This is a genomic window from Pseudomonas sp. stari2 (genome assembly GCF_040760005.1).
In the GTDB taxonomy this organism is placed as follows: Bacteria; Pseudomonadota; Gammaproteobacteria; order Pseudomonadales; family Pseudomonadaceae; genus Aquipseudomonas.
This window is the reverse complement of the sequence record NZ_CP099760.1, coordinates 2,104,322-2,126,609: the sequence shown is the minus strand read 5'-3', so window position 1 is coordinate 2,126,609 and position 22,288 is coordinate 2,104,322. Positions and strand designations below refer to the sequence as shown.

The following is a 22,288-nucleotide window of genomic DNA, read 5'->3' as shown; positions in this document are numbered from 1 at the left end:
AGGTTGACCGCCTAGTGTTCGCTCGTTTCTTTGCCCTGCCCTGTCTCTTCCTTGTCTGCCTGATGACGCTGCTGCCATCGGCGTCTGCCCACGCGGTGAGTCTGCCCGGTCTGCTCAATGGCTCGAACAAGGCGCAACCGGAGGCTCAGGAACCGCTCGGCCAGTCCCTCGACGAAGTCATCAAGTCGCTGGAAAACGACAAGCAACGCGCCCAGTTGCTGAGCGACCTGAAAAAACTGCGCGACGCCACGAAAAAAGCCCAGGCCACCCCGGAAGAAGGCGTGCTGGGCCTGATCGGCGGCACCCTGGCCAATTTCGAAAAGCAGTTCACCGGCAGCGACAGCCCGCTCAATCGCTGGTCCGCCGAATTCGATCTGGCCAAGGACGAGCTGTCCGACCTGATGCTGCCGGCCAGTGAATGGCTGCCGATCATCTTCGCTTTCGCCGTGATCCTCGCGGTCTGGAGCCTGCTGGCCGCCGCGCTGATCTGGCTCGGCCATCGGGTTCGCATGCGCTTCGGCCTGACCGAAGAGCTCCCGCAAAACCCCCGGGCTCTCGACATGCTGCGCTTCGCCCTGCGCAAGCTCGGACCATGGATGATTGCCCTGGCCATCACGGTTTACATGAGCTACGCGCTGCCGTCGTCGCTGGGCAAAAGCCTGGCAATGGTCCTGGCTTACGCGTTGGTAGTCGGCACCTGTTTCTCGGCGATCTGCGTGATTGCCTTCTCCGTACTCGACGGCCCGCACCGCCATCGCGCGTTGTACATCCTGCGCCATCAGGCCTTTCGCCCTCTGTGGCTGATCGGCAGCTTCGCCGCGTTCGGCGAAGCCCTGAACGACCCACGACTGGTATCCGGCCTCGGTGTACACCTGGCACACACCGCCGCCACCGTCGCCAACGTCCTCGCGGCCCTGTCGACCGGCCTGTTCATCCTGCGCTTCCGCCGCCCCATCGCGCACCTGATCCGCAACCAGCCACTCTCCCGCCGCCTGACCCGCCGCGCCCTCAGCGACACCATCGAAATCCTCGGCACCTTCTGGTTCGTCCCCGCGCTTGTGCTGGTCGGGATTTCCCTGTTCGCCACCTTCGTCTCCGCCGGCGACACCAGCACGGCCTTGCGCCAGTCGCTGATCTGCACCGTGCTGCTGGTGTTGTGCATGGTGATCAACGGCCTCGTGCGCCGCCACGCCCTCAAACCGCAACGCGGACCGAAACGCCACGCGTTGTATTCCGAACGCCTGAAAAGCTTCTTCTACACCCTTGTGCATTTGCTGGTGTGGCTGGCCTTCATCGAACTCGGCCTGCGGGTCTGGGGCATGTCGCTGATCGGCTTCACCGAAGGCGAAGGCCACGACGTCAGCGTCAAACTGTTCAGCCTGATCGGCACGCTGATCTTCGCGTGGCTGATCTGGATCCTCAGCGACACCGCCGTCCACCACGCCCTCACCCGTTCCCGCAAGGGCGTGGCCAACGCCCGCGCACAAACCATGATGCCGCTGATCCGCAACGTGCTATTCGTGGCGATTTTCATCATTGCGCTGATCGTCGCTCTGGCGAACATGGGTATGAACGTCACGCCGCTGCTGGCCGGTGCCGGCGTGATCGGCCTGGCGATCGGCTTTGGCGCACAATCGCTGGTGGCCGACCTGATCACCGGCCTGTTCATCATCATCGAAGATTCCCTGGCCATCGACGACTACGTCGACGTCGGCGGACACCTGGGCACCGTCGAAGGCCTGACCATCCGCACCGTTCGCCTGCGGGACATTGACGGCATCGTCCACACCATCCCGTTCAGCGAAATCAAAAGCATCAAAAACTACTCCCGCGAATTCGGCTACGCGATCTTCCGCGTGGCCGTGCCGTTCAACATGAGCATCGACGAAGCCATCAAACTGATGCGCGACGTCGGCCAGAAAATGCGCACAGATCCGCTGCAGCGGCGCAACATCTGGTCACCGTTGGAGTTTCAGGGCGTGGAAAGTTTCGAGTCCGGCAACGCGATATTGCGCGCAAGGTTCAAGACCGCACCGATCAAACAGTGGGAGGTTTCACGGGCGTTCAACCTGTCGCTGAAACGGCATCTGGATGAAGCCGGCCTGGATCTGGCGACGCCGAGGATGAACGTCCAAGTGATCACCGCAGGCGGTGGTGGCCAAACTCAAGAATAGATCCGGCGAATCTGATCGACTTCCGGCCGCCATCGCTGGCAAGCTAACTCCCACCACTCACCACGATGAGCGTTAGCTCGAGTAAAGCTTTTGATCTTTTGGCCCCATCGGAAGGCTGAGTGGAGGGATTTATCCGGGGGTGGGAGCGCAGCGACCGTGCGGCGCAGCCGCATGCATCGAGAGGAGGTGCAGCGAAGCAAACCGTAGGCGATGCCCCCGGATGAATCCCGGAACGAAGGAACACCGAGCCTCAGCGAGGTGCCGAACGCAGGGGCCCAGCGTTTTGGTTACTTTGGGGCGTTTGCCAAAGTGACTCGCCGTAAGGGCGAAACCGTCAGCGGCAGCACCCGAAGCAACGGATATTCACCCAAAACAACCCAAAACCTGGTCGGCCCAGAGGCCGCCAAGGTCAAACCACATCAACCCCCACGTGAATCGCATCATGCCGCCAAAACTCCAGATCACAATCAATCAACCGCCCGGCCTGATCATAATTAACCCTAGCAATCCTCAACCCCGGACTCCCCACCGAAACCCGTAAAGCCGCTGCCGCATCCACCGACAACGACGTAGGCACAATCTCGAACCGCACCCGCCCATAGTGCAAATCGTAATGCCGCGCATACAACTCGGTAATCGACTGATTCAGATCAAACTCCAGAATCCCCGGAAAAAACTGCGGATTCAGATAATGCTCCACATACAACACCAGCCGCCCGTCGATCCGCCGCGACCGGCAGATCTGAATCACGCTCGACAACGCCGGCAACTGCAACCACGCACACACCGCCGCTGACGCCGGTTGCAACCGCGCCGAAATCACCTCGGTCGACGGCACCCGCCCTTGCGCACTGACCATCGCGTGAAAGTGACTACGTTGCATCAGGTTGTAGGCCAGACGCGGTGGCGATACGAACCAGCCCCGCCGCTCCTCACGATAGATCTGCCCTTGCGCCTCCAGTTGCAACAAGGCTTCACGCACAGTGATCCGGGTCGTGCCGAACAACTCGCTGAGCTTGCGCTCGGCCGGCAGCTTGCTGCCCGCCGCGAGCAAGCCATGGTCGAGCTGCTCCTGAAGGATCTGCCCAATGGCTGTCACCGCTTTTGTTGCCTCATCGCGCATCAACGTTACCTATCTGGACTAGACCAGCACTGTTTCGGGGCAAAACCGCACGACTATTGCGCCGTTCGGTCGTGCTGCAAGCCTAGGCAGTGCAGATGACCGAGAGATGACAAAACTACCGAACGGTCGCCCTGACAACTTGCAATACATCGGCCAAGTCCCTTGCCAACCGGGACTTTGAGGGTGGTCTACGCTTACCGGGCAGCCGTCGATACCGGAGAAATAAATGGCGGGCCGGGTATCCGCCGACATCAAAGTGTCATCCAGCCCCCCTACATTGGCTCAGGTATTGCTGACCTAGACCAACACAAACCGCAATCGCAGCGTTGAACACGACCAAGGAGCTTCGGAATGAAACAGCTTTTCCTGGCAACACTGTTAGGCTCGACCATTGCCATGTGCACAGCCGCCATGGCGGCTGATGATCTGAAAACCCTCGAAGCCGCTGCGAAAGCGGAAGGCGCCGTCAACAGCGTCGGCATGCCCGATGACTGGGCCAACTGGAAAGGCACCTGGGAAGACCTGGCCAAGACCTACGGCCTGAAACACATTGACACCGACATGAGCTCGGCCCAGGAAATCGCCAAGTTCGCCGCCGAGAAAGACAACGCCACCGCCGACATCGGCGACGTTGGCGCGGCTTTCGGCCCGATCGCGGTCAAGCAAGGCGTGGTGCAACCGTACAAGCCAACCACCTGGGATCAGGTTCCGGCCTGGGCCAAGGACAAGGACGGTAACTGGGCACTGGCCTACACCGGCACCATCGCTTTCATCGTCAACAAGAAGCTGCTGCACGGCTCCGAAGTTCCGACCAAATGGGCTGACCTCAAGGGCGGCAAATACAAGGTCTCCATCGGTGACGTGAGCACCGCTGCACAAGCTGCCAACGGTGTGCTCGCCGCTGCGCTGGCCAACGGCGGCGACGAGAAAAACCTCCAGCCTGCCCTGCTGCTGTTCGCAGACATCGCCAAGCAGGGTCGCCTGTCGATGGCCAACCCGACCATCGCCACCATGGAAAAAGGCGAGATCGAAGTCGGCGTGGTCTGGGACTTCAACGGCCTGAGCTACAAGGCCAAGATGGCCAACCCGGATGACTACGTGGTGCTGATCCCGTCCGACGGCTCGGTGATTTCCGGCTACACCACCATCATCAACAAATACGCGAAGAACCCGAACGCCGCCAAGCTGACCCGCGAATACATCTTCAGCGACGCTGGCCAGACCAACCTCGCCCGCGGCAATGCCCGTCCGATCCGCGCCGAGCATCTGCAACTGCCGGAAGACGTGAAAGCCAAACTGCTGCCGAACGAGCAGTACAAGAAGGTCACGCCGATCAAGGACGCCGATGCGTGGGAAAAAACCTCCAAGGCCCTGCCGCAAAAGTGGAACGAAGAAGTCATCGTAGAAATGAAGTGATGCTATAGATCCCGTTTTCGGGGTTACTGAAGATCCCCTATGGGAGCGAGTTCGCTCCCATAGGGGAATCTGTGTTGAAGTCAAAATCTGATCTGTTCGCGGAGTTTTTGCCCCTATGAAGCACACCGTCATCCTTGTCGTGCTCGACGGCCTCAATTACGAGGTCGCGCGTCACGCCATGGGGCATCTGCAGGCTTACGTTGGCGCAGGACGCGCCGCACTCTACCAGTTGGAGTGCGAGCTGCCGGCCCTGTCCCGACCGCTTTACGAATGCATCCTCACGGGCGTGCCACCGATCGACAGCGGCATCGTCCACAACAACGTCTCGCGCCTGTCCAACCAGCGCAGCATCTATCACTACGCACGTGATGCCGGTCTGAAAACCGCCGCTGCGGCGTACCACTGGGTCAGCGAGCTCTATAACCGCTCGCCCTTCGTGGCTGCACGAGATCGGCATACCGATGACCCGACACTGCCGATCCAGCACGGCCACTTCTACTGGAACGATCACTATCCGGACTCGCACCTGTTCGCCGACGCGGAAAACCTGCGCCTGCGCCACGCCCCGGACTTTCTGCTGATCCATCCGATGAACATCGATGACGCCGGCCACAAGCACGGCCTCGACACCCCGCAATACCGCAACAGCGCGCGCAGCGCCGACATCATCCTCGCCGACTACCTGCAAGGCTGGCTCGACGCCGGTTATCAAGTGCTGGTGACTGCCGACCACGGCATGAACAACGACCGCTCGCACAACGGCCTGCTGCCGGAAGAACGCCAGGTGCCGTTGTTCGTACTCGGTGACGCCTTCAGCCTGAACGCCGGCGCCATGCCGAAGCAGACCGACATCTGCGGCACCGTCTGCGAACTGCTCGGCGTACCCCACGACAAACCTGTGTGCCGGGAGTTGCTCAAGTGAACTCAATGACTCGCGGCAAATGGCTGGCCGCCCTGTGCCTGGTGCCTTTCGCGCTGTTCTTTATCGTGTTCGAAATCGCCCCGCTGATCTGGGTGATGATCAACAGCCTGCAATCGGAAGAATTCGGTTGGGGCTTCGCCAACTTCAGCAGGATCTTCAGCTCGAAGTTCTATCTGCAGGCGATCCAGTACAGCCTCGAAATCAGTTTCTGGTCGAGTGTGTTCGGGATCATCATCGCGGTGCTGGGTGCGTACTCCCTGCGTCGGGTCGATTCGAAACTGCGCAACTTCGTCAACGCCTTCGCCAACATGACCAGCAACTTCGCCGGCGTGCCGCTGGCGTTTGCGTTCATCATCCTGCTCGGCTTCAACGGCAGCATCACGATCATGTTGAAGCAGGCCGGAATCATCGAGGACTTCAACCTTTATTCGAAAACCGGGCTGATCATCCTCTACACGTACTTCCAGATTCCCCTTGGAGTCCTGCTGTTGTACCCGGCGTTCGATGCTTTGCGCGAAGACTGGCGCGAATCTGCGGCGCTGCTGGGTGCTGACGGCTGGCAGTTCTGGCGCCATATCGGCCTGCCAGTGTTGACCCCGGCCCTGCTCGGCACCTTCGTGATCCTGCTGGCCAACGCCCTTGGCGCCTATGCCACGGTCTACGCGTTGACTACCGGCAACTTCAACGTGCTGCCGATCCGCATTGCGGCGATGGTGTCCGGTGACATTTCCCTCGATCCGAACCTGGCCAGCGCCCTGGCCGTGGTACTGGTGGCGCTGATGACCCTGGTGACCGTCGTGCATCAACTGCTGTTGAAGAGGAGCTACCATGTCTCGCGCTGAATCCGGCCCGGCCGGCGTCTACCACCGCGTCGTGGTCTACCTGCTGTTCGCCATTCTGCTGCTGCCGCTGCTTGGCACTCTGATCTATTCGATCGCCAGCAGCTGGTCGGCCACCGTGCTGCCCAGCGGCTTCACCTTCAAGTGGTACATCCAGTTGTGGAGCGACCCGCGCTTCCTGCACGCCTTCGGCCAATCGTTGCTGGTGTGCGTCGGCGCGCTGATCCTCTCGGTGGTGCTGATCCTGCCGCTGCTGTTCGTGGTGCATTACCACTTCCCCAAACTCGATGCGCTGATGAACATCCTGATCCTGCTGCCCTTTGCGGTGCCGCCGGTGGTGTCGTCGGTGGGTCTGTTGCAGCTCTATGGTTCCGGGCCGTTCGCGATGGTCGGCACGCCGTGGATCCTGATCGGTTGCTACTTCACCGTAGCGCTGCCGTTCATGTACAGGGCGATCACCAACAACCTGCAAGCGATCAACCTGCGCGACCTGATGGACGCCGCCCAACTGCTCGGCGCCAGCACTTTTCAGGCAGCTTTTCTGGTAGTCCTGCCGAATCTGCGCAAAGGCCTGATGGTCGCGTTGCTGCTGTCGTTCTCGTTCCTGTTCGGTGAGTTCGTGTTCGCCAACATCCTGGTCGGCACCCGCTACGAAACCCTGCAGGTTTACCTCAACAACATGCGCAACAGCAGCGGCCACTTCACCAGTGCGCTGGTGATCTCCTACTTCTTTTTCGTGCTGGTCCTGACCTGGGTCGCCAACATCTTGAACAAGGACAAAAGCGAATGAGCTATGTCAGCGTCCAACATCTTCAGAAAAACTATGCGGGCACCACGGTGTTCAGCGACATCAACTGCGAGATCCAGAAGGGTGAATTTGTCACCCTGCTCGGCCCGTCCGGTTGCGGCAAATCCACCCTGCTGCGCTGCATCGCCGGCCTGACGCCAGTGGATGGCGGCAAAATCCTGCTCGATGGCGTCGACATCGTGCCGCTCACCCCGCAGAAACGCGGGATCGGCATGGTGTTCCAGAGCTATGCGTTGTTTCCCAACATGACCGTGGAGCAGAACGTCGCCTTTGGTCTGCGCATGCAGAAGGTCAATCCGGACGACAGCCACAAGCGTGTCACCGAGGCGTTAAAACTGGTTGAGCTCAACGACTTCGCCAGTCGTTATCCGCATCAGCTCTCCGGCGGTCAGTGCCAGCGTGTCGCCCTCGCCCGCTCTTTGGTCACCCGTCCGCGTCTGTTGTTGCTGGATGAACCGCTGTCGGCCCTCGATGCACGGATTCGCAAACACCTGCGCGAACAGATCCGTCAGATCCAGCGCGAGCTCGGCCTGACCACGATTTTCGTCACCCACGATCAGGAAGAAGCCCTGACCATGTCTGACCGGATTTTCCTGATGAATCAGGGAAAGATCGTACAAAGCGGCGACGCCGAAACCCTCTACACCGCACCGGTCGATGTGTTCGCCGCGGGTTTCATCGGCAACTACAACCTGCTGGATGCCGAGAGTGCTTCGAAGCTGTTGCAGCGACCGATCAGCCACCGCATCGCCATTCGCCCGGAGGCCATCGAACTGAGCCTGAACGGCGAACTCGATGCACAGATTCGTAGCCACAGCCTGCTGGGCAACGTGATCCGCTACCGCATCGAGGCCCGGGGCGTGGAACTGGTGGTGGATGTGCTCAACCGTTCGGCGGCGGATCTGCATCCCGACGGTCAGCGCCTGGCGCTTTCCATCGATCCGACGGCCCTGTGTGAGGTAGCCTGATGACTTTGCTGACGTTGAAGAGAGAACTGCACTGATGGCCCTGGCAATTTTTGATCTGGACGAAACCCTGATCCACGGCGACTGCGCCACCCTCTGGAGCGAGCAGATGGGGCGCTTGGGCTGGGTCGATCCCGAGTCGTTCATGCGCAAGAACAACGAGCTCATGGACGCCTACAGCCACGGCAAGTTGCGCATGGAAGACTACATGGACTTCAGCCTCGAACCGCTGATCGGTCGCACCCCGGAAGAGGTGCAGTATCTGGTCGGCCCCTGGGTTGAAGACTTCATCGAGCCGATCATCTTCAGTGATGCGACCAAAACCATCGCCGCTCACCGCAAGGCCGGTGACCGGATTCTGGTGATCTCGGCCTCGGGTACGCACCTGGTCAAACCGATTGCCGAGCGACTGGGTATCGACGAAGTTCTGGGCATCGAACTGGAAGTGGCCAGTGGCGTGTACAGCGGCCTAACCGTGGGCACCCTGACCTACCGCGAAGGCAAGATCACTCGTCTGCTGGAATGGCTGGACGCCGAAGAGGAAAACCTTGAGGGCGCGAGTTTCTATTCCGACTCACGCAATGACCTGCCGCTGCTGCTGAAAGTGGATTACCCGCATGTGGTCAATCCGGATCCGATGTTGCGCGAGCAGGCCGAGAAAGCTGGCTGGCCGATCCATCTCTGGAAGTAAGCGATTGGCTTGTGGGAGCACACTTGCTCCCACAAGCTTTGGTGATCAGCTCAGGCTGTCGTCGATCACCAGTACCAACTTCCCGGCGACCGTGTTGCTCGCCAGCTCGGCGAACGCCGCTTCGGCATCCTTGATCGCAAAGGTCCTGGCCAGTTGCGGCTTCAGGCGCCCTTCGGAAAACAGCGGCCACACATGCTGGCTCAGATCGCTGAACAGATCGGCCTTGAACTGATCGTCGCGGCTGCGCAGGGTCGAGCCCAGCAGTTGCACGCGCTTGGCCAATACTTGGGCCAGATCCAGTTTTGCCTCGCGGCCGCCCATCAGGCCGATCAGCACCCAGCGTCCATCCTGAGCCATCAACTTCAGATTAAGCGCCGAGTAATTACCGCCGACCGGATCCAGAATCACATTGAACGGCCCGAAATCCCGCAGGCTTTCCAGATCGTCAGTGCGCACCACACCGCCCTGGGCGCCCAGCGCTTCACAGTAGGCCAAACGCTCGCCCGACCCGACGCTGACCCAGCAAGGATTGCCAAACGCCTTGCACAGTTGAATGGCAGCTGAACCGATGCCACTGGCCCCGGCATGCAGCAGAACTTTCTCACCCGGTTTGAGCGCAGCGAGTTGGAAAATATTCAGCCAGACGGTCGCGTACACCTCAGGCAACGCTGCCGCTTCGATCAGCGTCACGCCTTCCGGAACCGGCAGCACATGCCGTCCGTCGACGACCACTTCTTCGGCCATCCCGCCCCCGGCCAGCAAGGCGCAGACCCGATCACCAACCTGCCAGGACGATCCGGCGCCGACTTCGCTGATCACCCCGGAACACTCAAGACCGAGCACCTGACTAGCACCCGGCGGCGGTGGATAAAGGCCCGCCTTCTGTAATAAGTCCGCGCGATTGAGGCCGGCTGCCGCCACCCGGATGCGAACTTGTCCTACATCACACGTAGGACTCGGCTCATCAACCCATGCCACTTGACCTTCAACGCCTTGCAATGCCTTCACAGTGCCTCCATAGTGAGTCTGGACTGAGCCCGAAGCTGAAGCGCCGGGCTTTTTGCATTATGCGACCGGCCCTGGGGTCTGAACGAACGCTGAACAGCAGTTATCGTACAGAGCGTAGAGGTACCGGCGACTTCAAAGACGGCCTAATATGCGTTATCAATTGTCCCCGCGTCGAATCAGCATGAAGCATTTGCTCCCCAGCACCGCCCTCGCTCTTTTCATCGGTATCGGCCTCTTGCCGGTGTCGGGCACCACATTCGCAGCCAACAGCTGGGACAAGTTGCAGCCTGATCGCGATGAAGTGATCGCCAGTCTGAACGTCGTCGAGTTGCTCAAACGTCATCACTACAGCAAGCCGCCGCTCGACGATGCGCGCTCGGCGATCATCTACGACAGCTATATCAAGCTGCTGGATCCGTCGCGCAGCTACTTCATGGCCAGCGACATTACCGAATTCGACAAGTGGAAGTTCCAGTTCGACGACTTCCTCAAGAGCGGCGACCTCAACGCCGGCTTCACCATCTACAAGCGCTATCTGGATCGCGTGAAAGCGCGCCTGGACTTCGCCATTGCCGAGTTGAACAAAGGCGTCGACAAGATGGACTTCACCACGAAGGAAACCTTGCTGATCGATCGCAAGGACGCCCCGTGGCTCAAATCCACCGCAGAACTCGATGACCTGTGGCGCAAACGCGTCAAGGACGAAGTGCTGCGGCAGAAGATCGCCGGCAAAGAGCCGAAGCAGATCCAGGAAACCCTGACCAAGCGCTACAAGAACCAGTTGGCGCGCCTGGACCAGACCCGTGCCGAAGACATCTTCCAGGCGTACATCAACACCTTCGCCATGTCTTACGACCCGCACACCAACTATCTGTCGCCGGATAACGCGGAAAACTTCGACATCAACATGAGCCTGTCCCTCGAGGGCATCGGCGCCGTGTTGCAGAGCGACAACGATCAAGTGAAGGTCGTGCGTCTGGTGCCGGCAGGTCCTGCGGACAAGACCAAACAGGTCGCCCCGGCCGACAAGATCATCGGCGTTGCCCAGGGCAACAAAGAGATGGTCGACGTGGTCGGCTGGCGCCTGGACGAAGTGGTCAAGCTGATCCGAGGTCCGAAAGGCACCGTGGTGCGTCTGGAGGTCATCCCGGCCAGCAATGCGCCGAATGACCAGACCAGCAAGATCGTGCCGATCACCCGTGAAGCGGTGAAGCTCGAAGACCAGGCCGTGAAGAAATCCATCCTGAGCCTCAAACAGGACGGCAAGGACTACAAGCTCGGCGTGATCGAGATTCCGGCCTTCTACCTGGACTTCAAGGCGTTCCGTGCCGGTGATCCGGATTACAAGAGCACCACTCGCGACGTCAAGAAACTGCTGACCGAACTGCAGAAAGAGAAAGTCGACGGCGTGGTCATCGACCTGCGCAACAACGGCGGCGGTTCCCTGCAGGAAGCCACCGAGCTGACCAGCCTGTTCATCGACAAGGGCCCTACCGTGCTCGTGCGTAACGCCGATGGCCGGGTCGATGTGCTTGAAGATGAAAACCCGGGCGCGTTCTACAAAGGCCCGATGGCACTGCTGGTCAACCGCCTGTCCGCCTCGGCTTCGGAGATCTTCGCCGGTGCCATGCAGGACTACCACCGCGCGCTGATCATCGGCGGCCAGACCTTCGGCAAAGGCACCGTGCAGACCATCCAGCCGCTGAACCATGGCGAACTGAAACTGACCCTGGCCAAGTTCTACCGGGTTTCCGGGCAGAGCACCCAGCATCAGGGCGTACTGCCGGACATCGACTACCCGTCGATCATCGACACCAAGGAAATCGGCGAGAGCGCCCTGCCGGAAGCCATGCCGTGGGACACCATCCGCGCGGCGATCAAACCGGCGGTCGACCCGTTCAAGCCGTACCTGGCCCAGCTCAAGTCCGAGCATGATGCCCGCTCGGCGAAGGACGCGGAGTTCGTGTTCATCCGCGACAAGCTGGCCCTGGCGCAGAAGCTGCTGGAAGAAAAAACCGTCAGCCTCAATGAAGCCGACCGTCGTGCCCAGCACGCCGACATCGACGCCAAGCAACTGGCGATGGAAAACATCCGTCGCAAGGCCAAAGGCGAAGAACCGCTCAAAGAGCTGAAGAAAGAAGACGACGATGCCCTCGCGGCAGCCGAGCCGGACAAGGTCAAACCGGAAGACGACGCCTACCTGAGCGAGACCGGGCGCGTGCTGCTGGATTACCTGAAGCTGAGCAATCAGGTGGCCAAGAAGTAAGGTGATGGCAATTTAATGGTGACGATCCCCGGATCGTCATCAAACAGTCATCATTCTGTCGTGCAATAAAGGACTGGGAGCGGTTCTCTTCATCGAGAACGCTCCCAGTCCTTTTTTATCGCCAGAGATTGCCATGACCACGACCGAACAGCTGAGTGCCTTGAGCTCGATCCTGACTCAAAGCGGTTTGCACAGCCTGTTCCAGCCGATCATTTGCCTCTCTGAACGACGCATCCTCGGTTATGAAGCCCTGACTCGCGGCCCGTCCAACAGCCCGCTGCACTCCCCCATCGCCCTGTTCGCCGTGGCTCGTCAGGCCGGCCGATTGAGCGAACTGGAAATCGTCTGCCGCCAAAGCGCCTGCCGCCGTTTCAACGAACAGCAATTGCCGGGCAAGCTGTTTCTCAACGTCTCTCCCGAATCCCTGCTCGAAGCTGCGCACCAGCCGGGGCGTACGCTGCAACTGCTGCAGGATTTCGGTATTCCGCCAAGCCAGGTGGTGATCGAACTCACTGAGCAGACGCCAATCGATGACTTCCAGTTGCTGCAAACAGCACTGCATCACTATCGGGCGATGGGGTTTTCGATTGCCCTCGATGATCTGGGCGCGGGTTATTCAAGCCTGCGTCTGTGGTCGGAGCTGCGGCCGGATTACGTGAAGATCGACCGGCACTTTATCGACGGCATTCACCAGGATGCGTTGAAACGCGAGTTCGTCGGATCGATCCTGCAAATCGCCAAGGCCTCCCGGGCGCAGGTGATTGCCGAGGGCATCGAGTTGCCGGAAGAACTGGCGGTGCTGACTGAGATGGGCGTCGATCTGGTGCAGGGCTACTTGCTCGGGCGCCCGCAGGAACACCCGCCACGCGACGCCCGAGCCCTGATGCCCAAACACGACAGCAGCGCCGTGGCGCTGAATGACGAAGGCAGCGATCTCAGCGCCTTGCTCAACGACCAACCAGCCGTGAATCGCGACACACCGACCGCCACCGTACTCGAAGCCTTCCGCCGCCAGGCCAACCTCAACTCGCTGGCGGTGCTCGACGAACAAGGCCAGCCCTGCGGCATTGTCCACCGCCACTCGTTGTCCGACGCGCTGCTCAAGCCGTTCGCCACAGACCTCTTCGCCCGCAAACCGATCAGCCGTCTGATGAACGACGACTTCCTCGCCGTGGAAATGAGCCAGTCGCTGCAACAGGTCAGCCGCCTGATCACCAGCCGCGCCCGGCAGCGCATCGAAGAAGACTTCATCATTACACTCAACGGCAGCTACCTAGGACTGGGGCGGGTGATCGATGTGCTCAAATTGATCACCGAGCTGAAAATTCAGCAGGCCCGGTATGCCAACCCACTGACTCTGCTACCCGGCAACGTACCGATCCAGCAATGCCTGACAAGGTTGCTGCAACAAGGGCGGGAATCGGTTATTTGCTATGTCGATATCGATAGCTTCAAGCCCTTTAACGATATCTATGGGTATGGTCGGGGGGATGAAGTGTTGTTGTGTCTGGCGCAGTGCCTGAACGAACGTGTAGACCCGTCCCGTGATTTCGTCGGGCATATTGGTGGGGATGATTTTCTGTTGGTGCTCGGCCCGGAGGACTGGCGCAAACGGCTCAACCAATTGCTTGATGATTTCCAGAGCCAATGCCGACGCTTCTACCGCCCTGAACACCTTGAGGCTGGGTGTTTTGTTGCGCCGAATCGCCAGGGTATTCGTCAGGAGTTTCCGTTGCTTTCATTGTCCATTGGGGTCGTCCATCTGCACCCTGAAGCTTGTGCGCAACTGGATGCGAGTCAGTTGGCAGAGATGGCTTCGCAGGCGAAGCATCATGCGAAGAATGTTCCGGGGTATAGCGTGCATTTGATTGATAGTCTTACGGCTCCTGACCTTCATTCACCGCAGGTTATTGGCCATCGCTGATTTTCAAAATACGGCCACTCCCTGTGTCAGCCTCATCTCTCTGTTGAGTCATCGATGTGATACCTCAACAAGCAACTTAACAAAACCTGCATGAACTGACGTTGATCCGCTACATCGTCATCAAAATAGGTTGTGATTTTTGTGAATACAGCATCAAAGCTGTCACCAGCCTCCAAGTAGTGCTTCAGCGTATCGATACACCACTCGCGTTCATGAAAACTGTAGGAAAGAAACTCAGGTTTCATAAGAATATCGAACAGTTCAGCAAGCTCTTCCTTGTCATTAACACTCTTCGAAACAATGATTTTCTCACGAGCATCGTCACGGGTATTATCTATATCAAATAGAAAAAGCAGTCCGCGCAATACAAAATATTCAGGCTTACGTTTCATTCCATAAATTCCGTATAAGAGGTTATAGGCTTACCAGAACCATTTAAAATCACTATCGCATGTGTTTGCTGCCCATAAGTCAATCCTCCTCTTTTGTAACCCTCACCGACAATTTTGCCCATATTCATCGGTTCTCTTGTAGCAACTATCCCATTTCGCCTAAAAATCAGCTGAGCACGATGTATGGCGTTCAACTGGTCTCGATAACTGAAAAAATGTGTGGCCGCACTTGGTATTTTTGGTTGCCCAGCTTTATTCCCGTTGGTGTAAATCTCAATAATGCCCGTTGTAGGATTTCTTCCTGTAAGTGAACGTTCTTGTTGCGAGGCCAGCGTGGTCTGCTTGCCGTGTTTCTCTAAAAAGTGTGCGCCTGGCGTGGACCTCTCCATTTCCTCCAAACGCCTGTAGGCATTGCCCTCCGCCAACTCATCAATTCTCGCCCTCCGCTCTTGCGCCGTCATCTTCGGCAGCGCTGGCTCACCCTCATCAACAACCGAACCACCTACCCCATCCGGCACCGGACATCCCGGCTTATTCGGCGGCGGGCAGTTGGAGGTCAGTCCTAACGGATCCACCCACCCCGTCGGATTCGGCACGTACCGGTACTGGTTCAGCCCCCCCGCCAGCTTCACCGGATCTGGCGTCAGATACCGCCCCACGTCCGGGTCGTAATACCGGTGCCGGTTGTAATGCAGCCCGCTTTCGTCATCGAAGTACTGCCCCTGAAAGCGCAGCGGCTGGTCGAGGTAGTCCTCGGTCGCGAGCTGCAGCGAGGTGACCTTGCCGTAGGCGCTGTATTTGGCTGACCAGACGATGTCGCCGCTGTAGTCGGTCAGTTCTTGCGGGGTGCCGAGGTGGTCGAGTTGGTAGTAGAACGGGCAGGCGCGTTTCGGGCCTTGGCCGTCCAGCATCGCCAGCGGGCGGAAGGTGCCGGGTTCGTAGATGAAGCTGCGGTGTTGGGTCGGACTGCTTTCGGCGATCAGATGGTCGCCTTGCCAGAAGAACTCGGTGGTCTGGCCATCGACGGTTTTGCGGATGCGGCGGCCGAAGGCGTCGTATTGGTAGCTCGTGGTTTTGCCGTCGGGACGGGTGAGGCCGATCAGGCGGTGCTGGCTGTCGTAGCGGTATTCGGTGACCAGTTGTTGGCCGCGGCCGCGGCGTTCGCGGATCAGGTTGCCGAAGGCGTCGTAGTCATAATGGCGGTCGCCCTGCATCAGCAGGCGGTTGCCTTTGATGCTGGTCGGGCCGGGCCGATCCTGCAGCAACAGGTTGCCGGCCGGGTCGTGGGCGAAGTTTTCCGGCACATCGTCACGGGTGTGACGCACGCGGATCAGCCGGTCGAGGGCGTCGTACTGGTAGCTGCGCTGGCCGTGGCGGGTGTCGGCGATGTGTTCGAGGTTGCCGTTGGCGCTGTAGGCAAAGTCGCGGCGGTACAGCGCACTGCGTTGATGGCCTACGGCGTGGGACAACAAGCGGCCCTGTTCGTCGTAGGCATATTCGCTGAGCAACAGGCCTTGCTGGCGCTGCTGTTCGCGACCGTTCTGGTAGACGTGGCGGGTGAGCAAGGCGCCATTGAGGTCGATCGCGGTCAGCGCGCCGCCCTTGGCGTAGTGGTAATCGAGCTTGCTGTTGTCCGGCAGACGCATCCGGCGGAGCTGGCCGCAAGCATCGTAGGTGTAACGCAAGGTGCCCCAGCCCTGATGCTCGCGTACCAGTCGGTCCTGCAGGTCGTACTCGAAGGCCAGCGGGTGATTCTGGCCGTCATCCACGCCGACCAAGCGGCCTAGACGGTCGTAGCGGTATTCAACCGTGCTGGCATCGGGCAGGGTCTTGAGCAGCAGACGCCCAGCAGCATCGCGTTGATAGCCGGTGACCAGCGTCGAGCCGTCGTCACCGAACTCGGTCTTTTCCAGCAGGTGGCCGTTGCGGTCGTAGGCGTACGCGGTGCGTCGCCCGTCAAAACCGGTTTCCTGTCGGATCAATCCGGTGGGCGTGTAGTCCAGCCGGTACTTTTCGCCGGACTCGTTCTCGATCTCCGTCAGCAGCAGCTGCGCATGGTCGTAGCGGTATTGCAGCCGCGTGCCGTCGGGATTGATCCGCCGGCTGACCAGATGCAGATCGTCGTCATACTCGTAGCGGGTGATCCGCCCCTGTTCATCGCGTTCGGCGGTGATCTGGCCGTAGGCGCTGTAGGACCAGGCGCGGGTGGCGCCATTTGGCGAAGTGGTCTGGATCAGCCGGCCGACGGCGTCCCACACATGACGGGTGATCGCGCCATGTTCGTCCTGCACAGTAATCCGCCGCCCCAAGGCATCGTAGGAAAACTTCCGAATCCCACCGTCTGGCAGACTTTCCTCGACCAGTTGCCCAAGGTCGTTCCACACGAACACATGCCGACCACTGTCCGGATAACGGATCGACAGCAACCGTCCCTGCGGATCGTAGTGGTAATGGGTGACATGGCCGTCGGGATCGACCGCCTCGGTAACGTCACCCTGCGCATTGCGCCGGTACGTCCACACCGCATCGCCACGTGAGCGGCTGTGCAGGAAACCATTGCGGTACTCGTAGGACGTCGGCGCATCGTCCGGCGGAATCAGCGCGATCAGCCGTCCGGCATCGTCGTAGCGGTACTCGGTAACCGCCCCCAGCGCATCCTGCTCGGCAACCAGCCGGCCCGCCGAATCGTAGGCCTTGAGCTGTTCGCCCCCGTCGGCGGCGACCTGACGCACCAGCCGCGCCGTGTCGTCGTGGACGTAAGTTTCCTCAGTCCCATCGACGTAATGCACGGTGACGCTGCCGGCGTCATCCCAGACGTACCGCGTATCCATTTGCGAAAACGACGCCCAGTGCCGCACGCAACGCGCCGCCTTGCCGGCACGCTCCCATTCCCAGAAGAAGCTCGCGCCGCCGCTCAGTTGCCGTTGCAGGATGACGTGCCGGTCGTCGTAGTCGTAACGCTCAGTCTCGCCGACCGCGTTCGACGCCTCGATCAATCGATGGCGGGCATCAAAGCGGTAACTGGCCAGCGTCTGCTCGGTACGCCAGGCAGACTCCCGAAAAACCTGATAATCGACCGCGATCAGATGCGCCCGCTCATAACGCAGCAACAGGGAACGACCAGCGCCGTTGTCGAGGCGCTCAACCCGATCCAGACGATCACGCGAAATGCGCAACCGGTTGCCATAGGCATCGCTGACAGCCGTCAGACGCCCAACCCGAAAGTGATAAAACCGCGCCGCCTCACCCGCCAGCGCAACAATCAACTCCTCCGGCTCATCCCCGAGAAAGATCGCCGCCCGCGACAGACTGTTGTGAATCGCCGGCCGCTCGACACTCGGCAGCGGAAACCGCGTGCGCCGGTTCTCATGGTCAACCCAGACCACCGAAGCGCCATCAACCTCCAGCCGATGCGCCAGCGAATGGCTCCAGCCAAACCCCAACCCGACATCGATCTCGGCGGCACTGGTGCGATACAAGCGGCTGAACTCGAACGGCAGCAGCCCATCGAGCACGCCATCGGTCAGCGTCAGCAACTCTTCGCCGGTGACCATCGACACGGGGCAACCGTTGGTGCAGGTCAGCGGCGCACAATCGACACTGTCGCCGTTGGGATTTTTCGCCTGATCCGGCGTGTCGTCGTGTCGCTCATCCTTTTTCAGGGAAGCATTACGCCGGGCATCCCAGCGCAATTGCATGCGGCCCTTTTTCACCCCGGCGGCGATGCCCCGTGCGGCGACGGATTTGTACTGGTTCACATAGCCGATGAAGGTGCTGACGATGCCGAACATCGCCTTCACCAGGCGCGTCACCGCCGACAGCAACTGAGCGCCACGTTCCGCCAGACGCAAGGTCAGATACGCGATCCCCGCACCGGCGCCAACGAAGGTCAACACAACGCCGATCAACACATCGATCAGCAGCTGCACCACCACCATCGATACCGCCTCGGCGGTTTTCCCGGCAACTTCACTGGGTGGCAGCATCTCCAGCCAGAGGCTGGCAGTCCGCAGCAACAAACACAGCGCCGCTTCGTCACTGACCAGTAACTGAAGCTTCTCCATCATTTCCGGCGCTGTTTCCGCCAGCGCGATCAGCTGCGTGGCGCCACTGCCCAACCGCTCGGCGAACTTTCCGGGATCCTGGAGAATTTCCGACAACAGTCCGATGCTATCCCACACTCCCTCGATCGCCGCCCAGCTCCCCGCCAGCATGCCGTTGCCGGCTGCTGTGGCCACCGACTGCGACCATTGCGGCTTGAAGCCCTGCCACTCGCTGCGCAGCCAACTATCCAGTTGCTGAGTCAGGCCATCGTAGGATTCGAAAAGCGCATCGACCTGCTGCTCGCTGGCCTCACTGTGCACCACCACCCGGTAGAACTTGCCCGCCTGACCGGTGAACACGCCCTTGCCCTGAGCATCGAGTGTGACGGACTTGACCTCGCCGCTATCCACCGCCACCACATCGACAGCGATGCCGCCCAATGGAATGTCGTACACCGACTCGAACTTGCTCTCGATCTCCATCGGCCCGGTTTTCGTGCATTGCACGACGGCCGAAGAGAAACGCTTGTCGTCAATGGCGACCGCCATGCTGTGTTCGCCGAAACGGATGATCCGCTCCATCCCCATCAGTGACGGCAAATCAGCCGCATGGCTGACACTGTCTGCCGAGCGACTGAGCCAGTGCTTCAGCTGTTTGCGATAGAGATCAAGGGTACGGGGAAAGCTGTCGAGTTCTTGCTCGATGCGGACGACGGCATTCATCAGCGCATTCCCATGCGCATGGCGAAACGAAAAACCGGGTCAAACATGTGCGTTCCCTCGCGCAAAAATCAGGCGAGGGACTTTGCGGGGGATCAATCAGAAAAGAAGTCAGGCGAGTAGGCAGAGGCTGTAGGAGAAGTCTGTAACTGTTTTTATAGAATTGCAGACGCAGAAACGGGGCGGGAGGTTTCCCTCACGCCCCGTTCACGGAACAGATGATTTGTTTACCGAGAAGAATCCCGGCCGGCCAGCTCTTTCAACTTGAGCTCGGCCAACGGATGTCCAGCCTTGGCCGCCATGGTCCACCAGCGAGCCGCTTCGGAAGGATCGGGCGCTTTACTGGGCGTACCAGCCAGACTGATGACACCGACCTGATAAGCCGCTTTGCCATCACCGGCCAAAGCCGCCAGTCTCAGCAGTCGCACACCTTCTTCACGCGCGCCCAGGCCAACCCCGCGAAACGTCAGGATGTGCCCGTAAAAGCTTTGCGCGCCGACATCGCCCAGGTTGGCCATACGCGCAAACTGCCCTTCGAGCCAGCGCCAGCCTCGGGGCTGACGGACAAACCACGACCAGTGAAACAGCCTACGGGCTAGCCAGTAACTTGCCCGCGCCTTGAGTCGTAAAAACACTCAGGCCTCCGCCGATTCCGGGTACTCGTACTCAAAGACCCGGACCACTTCAGAGGCATGCCAAGAGGCTGCGGCAACACCATCGGACGGCCCGGAAAAGCGCCCCAGTCGCTCGACACATTCAAAGAAACCGGTGCGTGGCAGGCGACTGGCGCCCTGGCTGATCACCAGCGAACTGCGCAACGGTTGTTCGGCTTTTGCGTCCAGCGCAGCGAGATGCTCCAGTGCAGCGGTCAATGTCTGCATTGCCGGCGTGGGCAGTTGCAGACGCTCGAGCAAGGCTCGATAGGTCAGAAGATGGCGCTGCCTGCGCGCCTGGTCCAGCTCCCCCAGCAATCCGTCCCAATGTTGACGACTGATGCGTACGCTCACGATTGTTCCCTCCACCCTGGCACCGTCAACTCCCAGGCCAGGCTGCGGCGAATCGCAGCGTCGGGCAGACGCTCACCGCTTTCGATCATGGCCAGGTAAGACGGGCTGATGCCTACCGTGCGGGCGAGCGCCTCGATGGCGATGCCCTTCCCTTCGCGCAAACTGCGTAACTGATCCAGACCTGGAAGAATCGGGTCCGGTGTGGCCGCAAGCGGCGCTGGAGCCGGTTGCGACGGTGCTTCATTGATGCCTGCTGCTTTCAGTAGAGCCTGATACTGAGCCCATGGCAGAACCGCATACTCGGGCTCGCCATCGCGTGCAATTATCTGAATATCCATGACTACCCCGTAGGACAACAACACTTAGCGAGTCGGCACTTTTCCCTAGAAGTGTAATCCTAACAGCGGCCAAGGTCGTGGGGGGTATCTATCTGAATAAGAGGCTGTCGCAATTCAGGACTTTTTCGGGCCCTGAAGCTGAAGTTGTTCGGGGGTATCGGGCAGGCGCTCGACAACCCTGAGCTTTTCTGGCGATTGTCGCTGACGCCACAAGCGGAATGCGTTGAGTTCGTCGTCGAGGGTTTTCATCACCCAGGCAAGGACGGCGATGTCATCGAGCATGCCAAAAACGGGAATGAAATCCGGGATCGCATCCACCGGACTGAGGAAGTACATCAGGCCCGCAACGACCGAAATCATTGCCTTTGGACTGATCGCGCGATACTCGCCACGCCAGTACGCCAGGCACAGCGCCTGGAGCAATCGCAGATCATCCTTCAGCTTGCCGAGACGATTGCCTTGGGCGGCGCCTTTGCTGGCCACGGCAAACAACAGCGTCGGCAAGCGGCCACGGGCCAGGAGTCGTCCGGCCAAAGGCAGGAACCGGGCGAAATTCCATGGAGCTTTCATCTATTTCTCCCGTTGAAATGTTATCCACACAAATTGTGGATAACCTTGTGAACAGAGCTGCATTTCCACGCTGAGAGCCCCGGTTCATAAGGGCTGCGCTCAGATCGGGCGTTTTTTACTCACATAAAAAACCCCAATATTTCATTGACTTGGCGGCTCAGGACGTCTAGCGCGGGCGGCCTCAAGGTCTAGGACTGTCATGACGCGTATCGGTTCGGTCTGTTTACGCTGGCCGTGGCCCGGATGCAACAACGCCCCGCATAGGCGAGGCGTTGTTGTTGAAGCCGGTGCCGATGCCTGTTACTTGGTAGCAGCAGCGTCTTCTTTGGCTGGATCCTTGATGCCCAGCAGTTCCAGGTCGAAGACCAGAACCGAGTTGGCCGGGATCGCCGGGCTTGGCGATTGGGCGCCGTAAGCCAGATCGCTAGGGATGTACAGCTTGTACTTCTCGCCAACGTGCATCAGTTGCAGGCCTTCGACCCAACCCGGGATCACACCGCTGACCGGCAGATCGATCGGGCTGCCGCGCTCGACGGAGCTGTCGAATACGGTGCCGTTGGTCAGCTTGCCAGTATAGTGAACGGTCACTACGTCGGTAGGTTTAGGCTGTGGGCCGTCGGCTTTCTTGACCACTTCGTACTGCAGACCGGACGCGGTGGTGGTCACGCCTGGTTTCTTGCCGTTTTCTTCGAGGAATTTCTTGCCGGCAGTTGCCGACTCTTCGCTCATTTTGGCCATACGCTCTTCGGCACGCTTCTGAAGCGCGGCGAAAGCTTCGACCAGTTCTTCATCTTTCAGCTTCTGTTCTTTCTTGCCGACGGCATCTTCGATGCCCTGGGCTACCGCTTTGGAGTCCAGATCATCCATGCCTTCCTGAGCAAGGCTCTTGCCCATGTTCAGGCCGATACCGTAGGAAGCTTTTTGCGCCGGGGTTTTCAGCTCTACGCTGGTCTGCGAATCACAACCCGCGAGGACCAGGCTAACCAGGGCAACCGCCGCCGCCAACCGATGCTGTTTCATGCTATTTCCTTGTTCATGCGCCGAAAGGGCAATCGAGTAAAGCCGCGAGCTTATCAGGCCGC

The 22,288-nt window shown here is 59.7% G+C and carries 18 protein-coding genes; 9 read left to right on the top strand and 9 right to left on the bottom strand.

Features of this window, described 5'->3' with window-relative positions:
• Positions 1-14 precede the first annotated feature (14 nt).
• Positions 15-2,174, top strand: coding sequence for a mechanosensitive ion channel domain-containing protein (locus tag NH234_RS09795; RefSeq protein ID WP_367256394.1), 2,160 nt, complete (start codon positions 15-17; stop codon positions 2,172-2,174).
• A gap of 409 nt (positions 2,175-2,583) precedes the next feature.
• On the opposite strand, the gene NH234_RS09790 is transcribed toward NH234_RS09795, so the two are convergent.
• The gene (locus NH234_RS09790; protein WP_085701120.1) at positions 2,584-3,297 is read right to left on the bottom strand and encodes a UTRA domain-containing protein; all 714 of its coding nucleotides are present in this window, start codon (positions 3,295-3,297) and stop codon (positions 2,584-2,586) included.
• A 351-nt stretch (positions 3,298-3,648) separates the two neighbouring features.
• Between NH234_RS09790 and NH234_RS09785 the strand changes: the two genes are divergently transcribed.
• From NH234_RS09785 to NH234_RS09760, 6 genes are all read left to right on the top strand, one after another.
• The gene (locus tag NH234_RS09785) at positions 3,649-4,713 is read left to right on the top strand and encodes an ABC transporter substrate-binding protein (protein WP_007960206.1); all 1,065 of its coding nucleotides are present in this window, start codon (positions 3,649-3,651) and stop codon (positions 4,711-4,713) included.
• A gap of 115 nt (positions 4,714-4,828) precedes the next feature.
• Positions 4,829-5,635, top strand: a complete 807-nt coding sequence (locus NH234_RS09780) for an alkaline phosphatase family protein (protein ID WP_367256392.1) — start codon at positions 4,829-4,831, stop codon at positions 5,633-5,635.
• A gap of 5 nt (positions 5,636-5,640) precedes the next feature.
• The gene (locus tag NH234_RS09775; RefSeq protein WP_170929633.1) at positions 5,641-6,477 is read left to right on the top strand and encodes an ABC transporter permease subunit; all 837 of its coding nucleotides are present in this window, start codon (positions 5,641-5,643) and stop codon (positions 6,475-6,477) included.
• The gene (locus tag NH234_RS09770) at positions 6,464-7,264 is read left to right on the top strand and encodes an ABC transporter permease (protein WP_065261898.1); all 801 of its coding nucleotides are present in this window, start codon (positions 6,464-6,466) and stop codon (positions 7,262-7,264) included. The genes NH234_RS09775 and NH234_RS09770 overlap by 14 nt, the downstream gene beginning before the upstream one ends.
• A complete protein-coding gene (locus tag NH234_RS09765) occupies positions 7,261-8,250 on the top strand; it encodes an ABC transporter ATP-binding protein (RefSeq protein ID WP_085732330.1) in 990 nt (329 codons plus the stop codon). The genes NH234_RS09770 and NH234_RS09765 overlap by 4 nt, the downstream gene beginning before the upstream one ends.
• Positions 8,251-8,284: 34 nt before the next feature.
• Positions 8,285-8,938 carry an HAD family phosphatase gene (locus NH234_RS09760; RefSeq protein ID WP_085732329.1) on the top strand — a complete coding sequence of 218 codons (654 nt, stop codon included), beginning with the start codon at positions 8,285-8,287 and terminating at the stop codon, positions 8,936-8,938.
• A gap of 45 nt (positions 8,939-8,983) precedes the next feature.
• Here the strand turns inward: NH234_RS09760 and NH234_RS09755 are convergent, their stop codons facing one another.
• Positions 8,984-9,946, bottom strand: coding sequence for a zinc-binding dehydrogenase (locus NH234_RS09755; RefSeq protein WP_085732328.1), 963 nt, complete (start codon positions 9,944-9,946; stop codon positions 8,984-8,986).
• Positions 9,947-10,127: 181 nt separating this feature from the next.
• Between NH234_RS09755 and NH234_RS09750 the strand changes: the two genes are divergently transcribed.
• Both NH234_RS09750 and NH234_RS09745 read left to right on the top strand, forming a co-directional pair.
• The gene (locus tag NH234_RS09750) at positions 10,128-12,212 is read left to right on the top strand and encodes a carboxy terminal-processing peptidase (RefSeq protein WP_170929630.1); all 2,085 of its coding nucleotides are present in this window, start codon (positions 10,128-10,130) and stop codon (positions 12,210-12,212) included.
• A gap of 133 nt (positions 12,213-12,345) precedes the next feature.
• Complete coding sequence (locus NH234_RS09745; RefSeq protein WP_367256391.1) at positions 12,346-14,136, top strand: bifunctional diguanylate cyclase/phosphodiesterase; 1,791 nt, start codon at positions 12,346-12,348, stop codon at positions 14,134-14,136.
• Between the two features lie 32 nt (positions 14,137-14,168).
• Here the strand turns inward: NH234_RS09745 and NH234_RS09740 are convergent, their stop codons facing one another.
• The 7 genes from NH234_RS09740 to NH234_RS09710 all read right to left on the bottom strand — a co-directional run bounded on the left by NH234_RS09740 (position 14,169) and on the right by NH234_RS09710 (position 22,226).
• Entirely contained in the window at positions 14,169-14,528 is a 360-nt protein-coding gene (locus NH234_RS09740) for a hypothetical protein (protein WP_367256390.1), read from the bottom strand.
• On the bottom strand, positions 14,525-19,294 hold the full coding sequence (locus NH234_RS09735; RefSeq protein ID WP_367256388.1) for an RHS repeat-associated core domain-containing protein: 4,770 nt from the start codon (positions 19,292-19,294) through the stop codon (positions 14,525-14,527). Before NH234_RS09735 ends, NH234_RS09740 begins: the two co-directional genes overlap by 4 nt.
• A gap of 224 nt (positions 19,295-19,518) precedes the next feature.
• On the bottom strand, positions 19,519-19,926 hold the full coding sequence (locus tag NH234_RS09730; protein ID WP_085732322.1) for an SEL1-like repeat protein: 408 nt from the start codon (positions 19,924-19,926) through the stop codon (positions 19,519-19,521).
• A complete protein-coding gene (locus tag NH234_RS09725) occupies positions 19,927-20,298 on the bottom strand; it encodes a hypothetical protein (RefSeq protein ID WP_003223109.1) in 372 nt (123 codons plus the stop codon).
• Positions 20,295-20,636, bottom strand: coding sequence for a helix-turn-helix transcriptional regulator (locus NH234_RS09720; protein WP_007950435.1), 342 nt, complete (start codon positions 20,634-20,636; stop codon positions 20,295-20,297). The genes NH234_RS09725 and NH234_RS09720 overlap by 4 nt, the downstream gene beginning before the upstream one ends.
• Before the next feature lie 114 nt (positions 20,637-20,750).
• Complete coding sequence (locus tag NH234_RS09715; protein ID WP_085732321.1) at positions 20,751-21,206, bottom strand: YkvA family protein; 456 nt, start codon at positions 21,204-21,206, stop codon at positions 20,751-20,753.
• Positions 21,207-21,506: 300 nt separating this feature from the next.
• Entirely contained in the window at positions 21,507-22,226 is a 720-nt protein-coding gene (locus tag NH234_RS09710) for an FKBP-type peptidyl-prolyl cis-trans isomerase (protein ID WP_367256387.1), read from the bottom strand.
• Between the last annotated feature and the right edge of the window lie 62 nt (positions 22,227-22,288).

Bases quoted from the DNA above. Each gene is read 5' to 3' on its own strand.
- NH234_RS09790 (WP_085701120.1), bottom strand. From the start codon at position 3,297: ATGCGCGATGAGGCAACAAAAGCGGTGACAGCCATTGGGCAGATCCTT.
- NH234_RS09785 (WP_007960206.1), top strand. From the start codon at position 3,649: ATGAAACAGCTTTTCCTGGCAACACTGTTAGGCTCGACCATTGCCATG.
- NH234_RS09780 (WP_367256392.1), top strand. From the start codon at position 4,829: ATGAAGCACACCGTCATCCTTGTCGTGCTCGACGGCCTCAATTACGAG.
- NH234_RS09775 (WP_170929633.1), top strand. From the start codon at position 5,641: ATGACTCGCGGCAAATGGCTGGCCGCCCTGTGCCTGGTGCCTTTCGCG.
- NH234_RS09770 (WP_065261898.1), top strand. From the start codon at position 6,464: ATGTCTCGCGCTGAATCCGGCCCGGCCGGCGTCTACCACCGCGTCGTG.
- NH234_RS09765 (WP_085732330.1), top strand. From the start codon at position 7,261: ATGAGCTATGTCAGCGTCCAACATCTTCAGAAAAACTATGCGGGCACC.
- NH234_RS09760 (WP_085732329.1), top strand. From the start codon at position 8,285: ATGGCCCTGGCAATTTTTGATCTGGACGAAACCCTGATCCACGGCGAC.
- NH234_RS09750 (WP_170929630.1), top strand. From the start codon at position 10,128: ATGAAGCATTTGCTCCCCAGCACCGCCCTCGCTCTTTTCATCGGTATC.
- NH234_RS09745 (WP_367256391.1), top strand. From the start codon at position 12,346: ATGACCACGACCGAACAGCTGAGTGCCTTGAGCTCGATCCTGACTCAA.
- NH234_RS09740 (WP_367256390.1), bottom strand. From the start codon at position 14,528: ATGAAACGTAAGCCTGAATATTTTGTATTGCGCGGACTGCTTTTTCTA.
- NH234_RS09735 (WP_367256388.1), bottom strand. From the start codon at position 19,294: ATGAATGCCGTCGTCCGCATCGAGCAAGAACTCGACAGCTTTCCCCGT.
- NH234_RS09720 (WP_007950435.1), bottom strand. From the start codon at position 20,636: ATGGATATTCAGATAATTGCACGCGATGGCGAGCCCGAGTATGCGGTT.
- NH234_RS09715 (WP_085732321.1), bottom strand. From the start codon at position 21,206: ATGAAAGCTCCATGGAATTTCGCCCGGTTCCTGCCTTTGGCCGGACGA.
- NH234_RS09710 (WP_367256387.1), bottom strand. From the start codon at position 22,226: ATGAAACAGCATCGGTTGGCGGCGGCGGTTGCCCTGGTTAGCCTGGTC.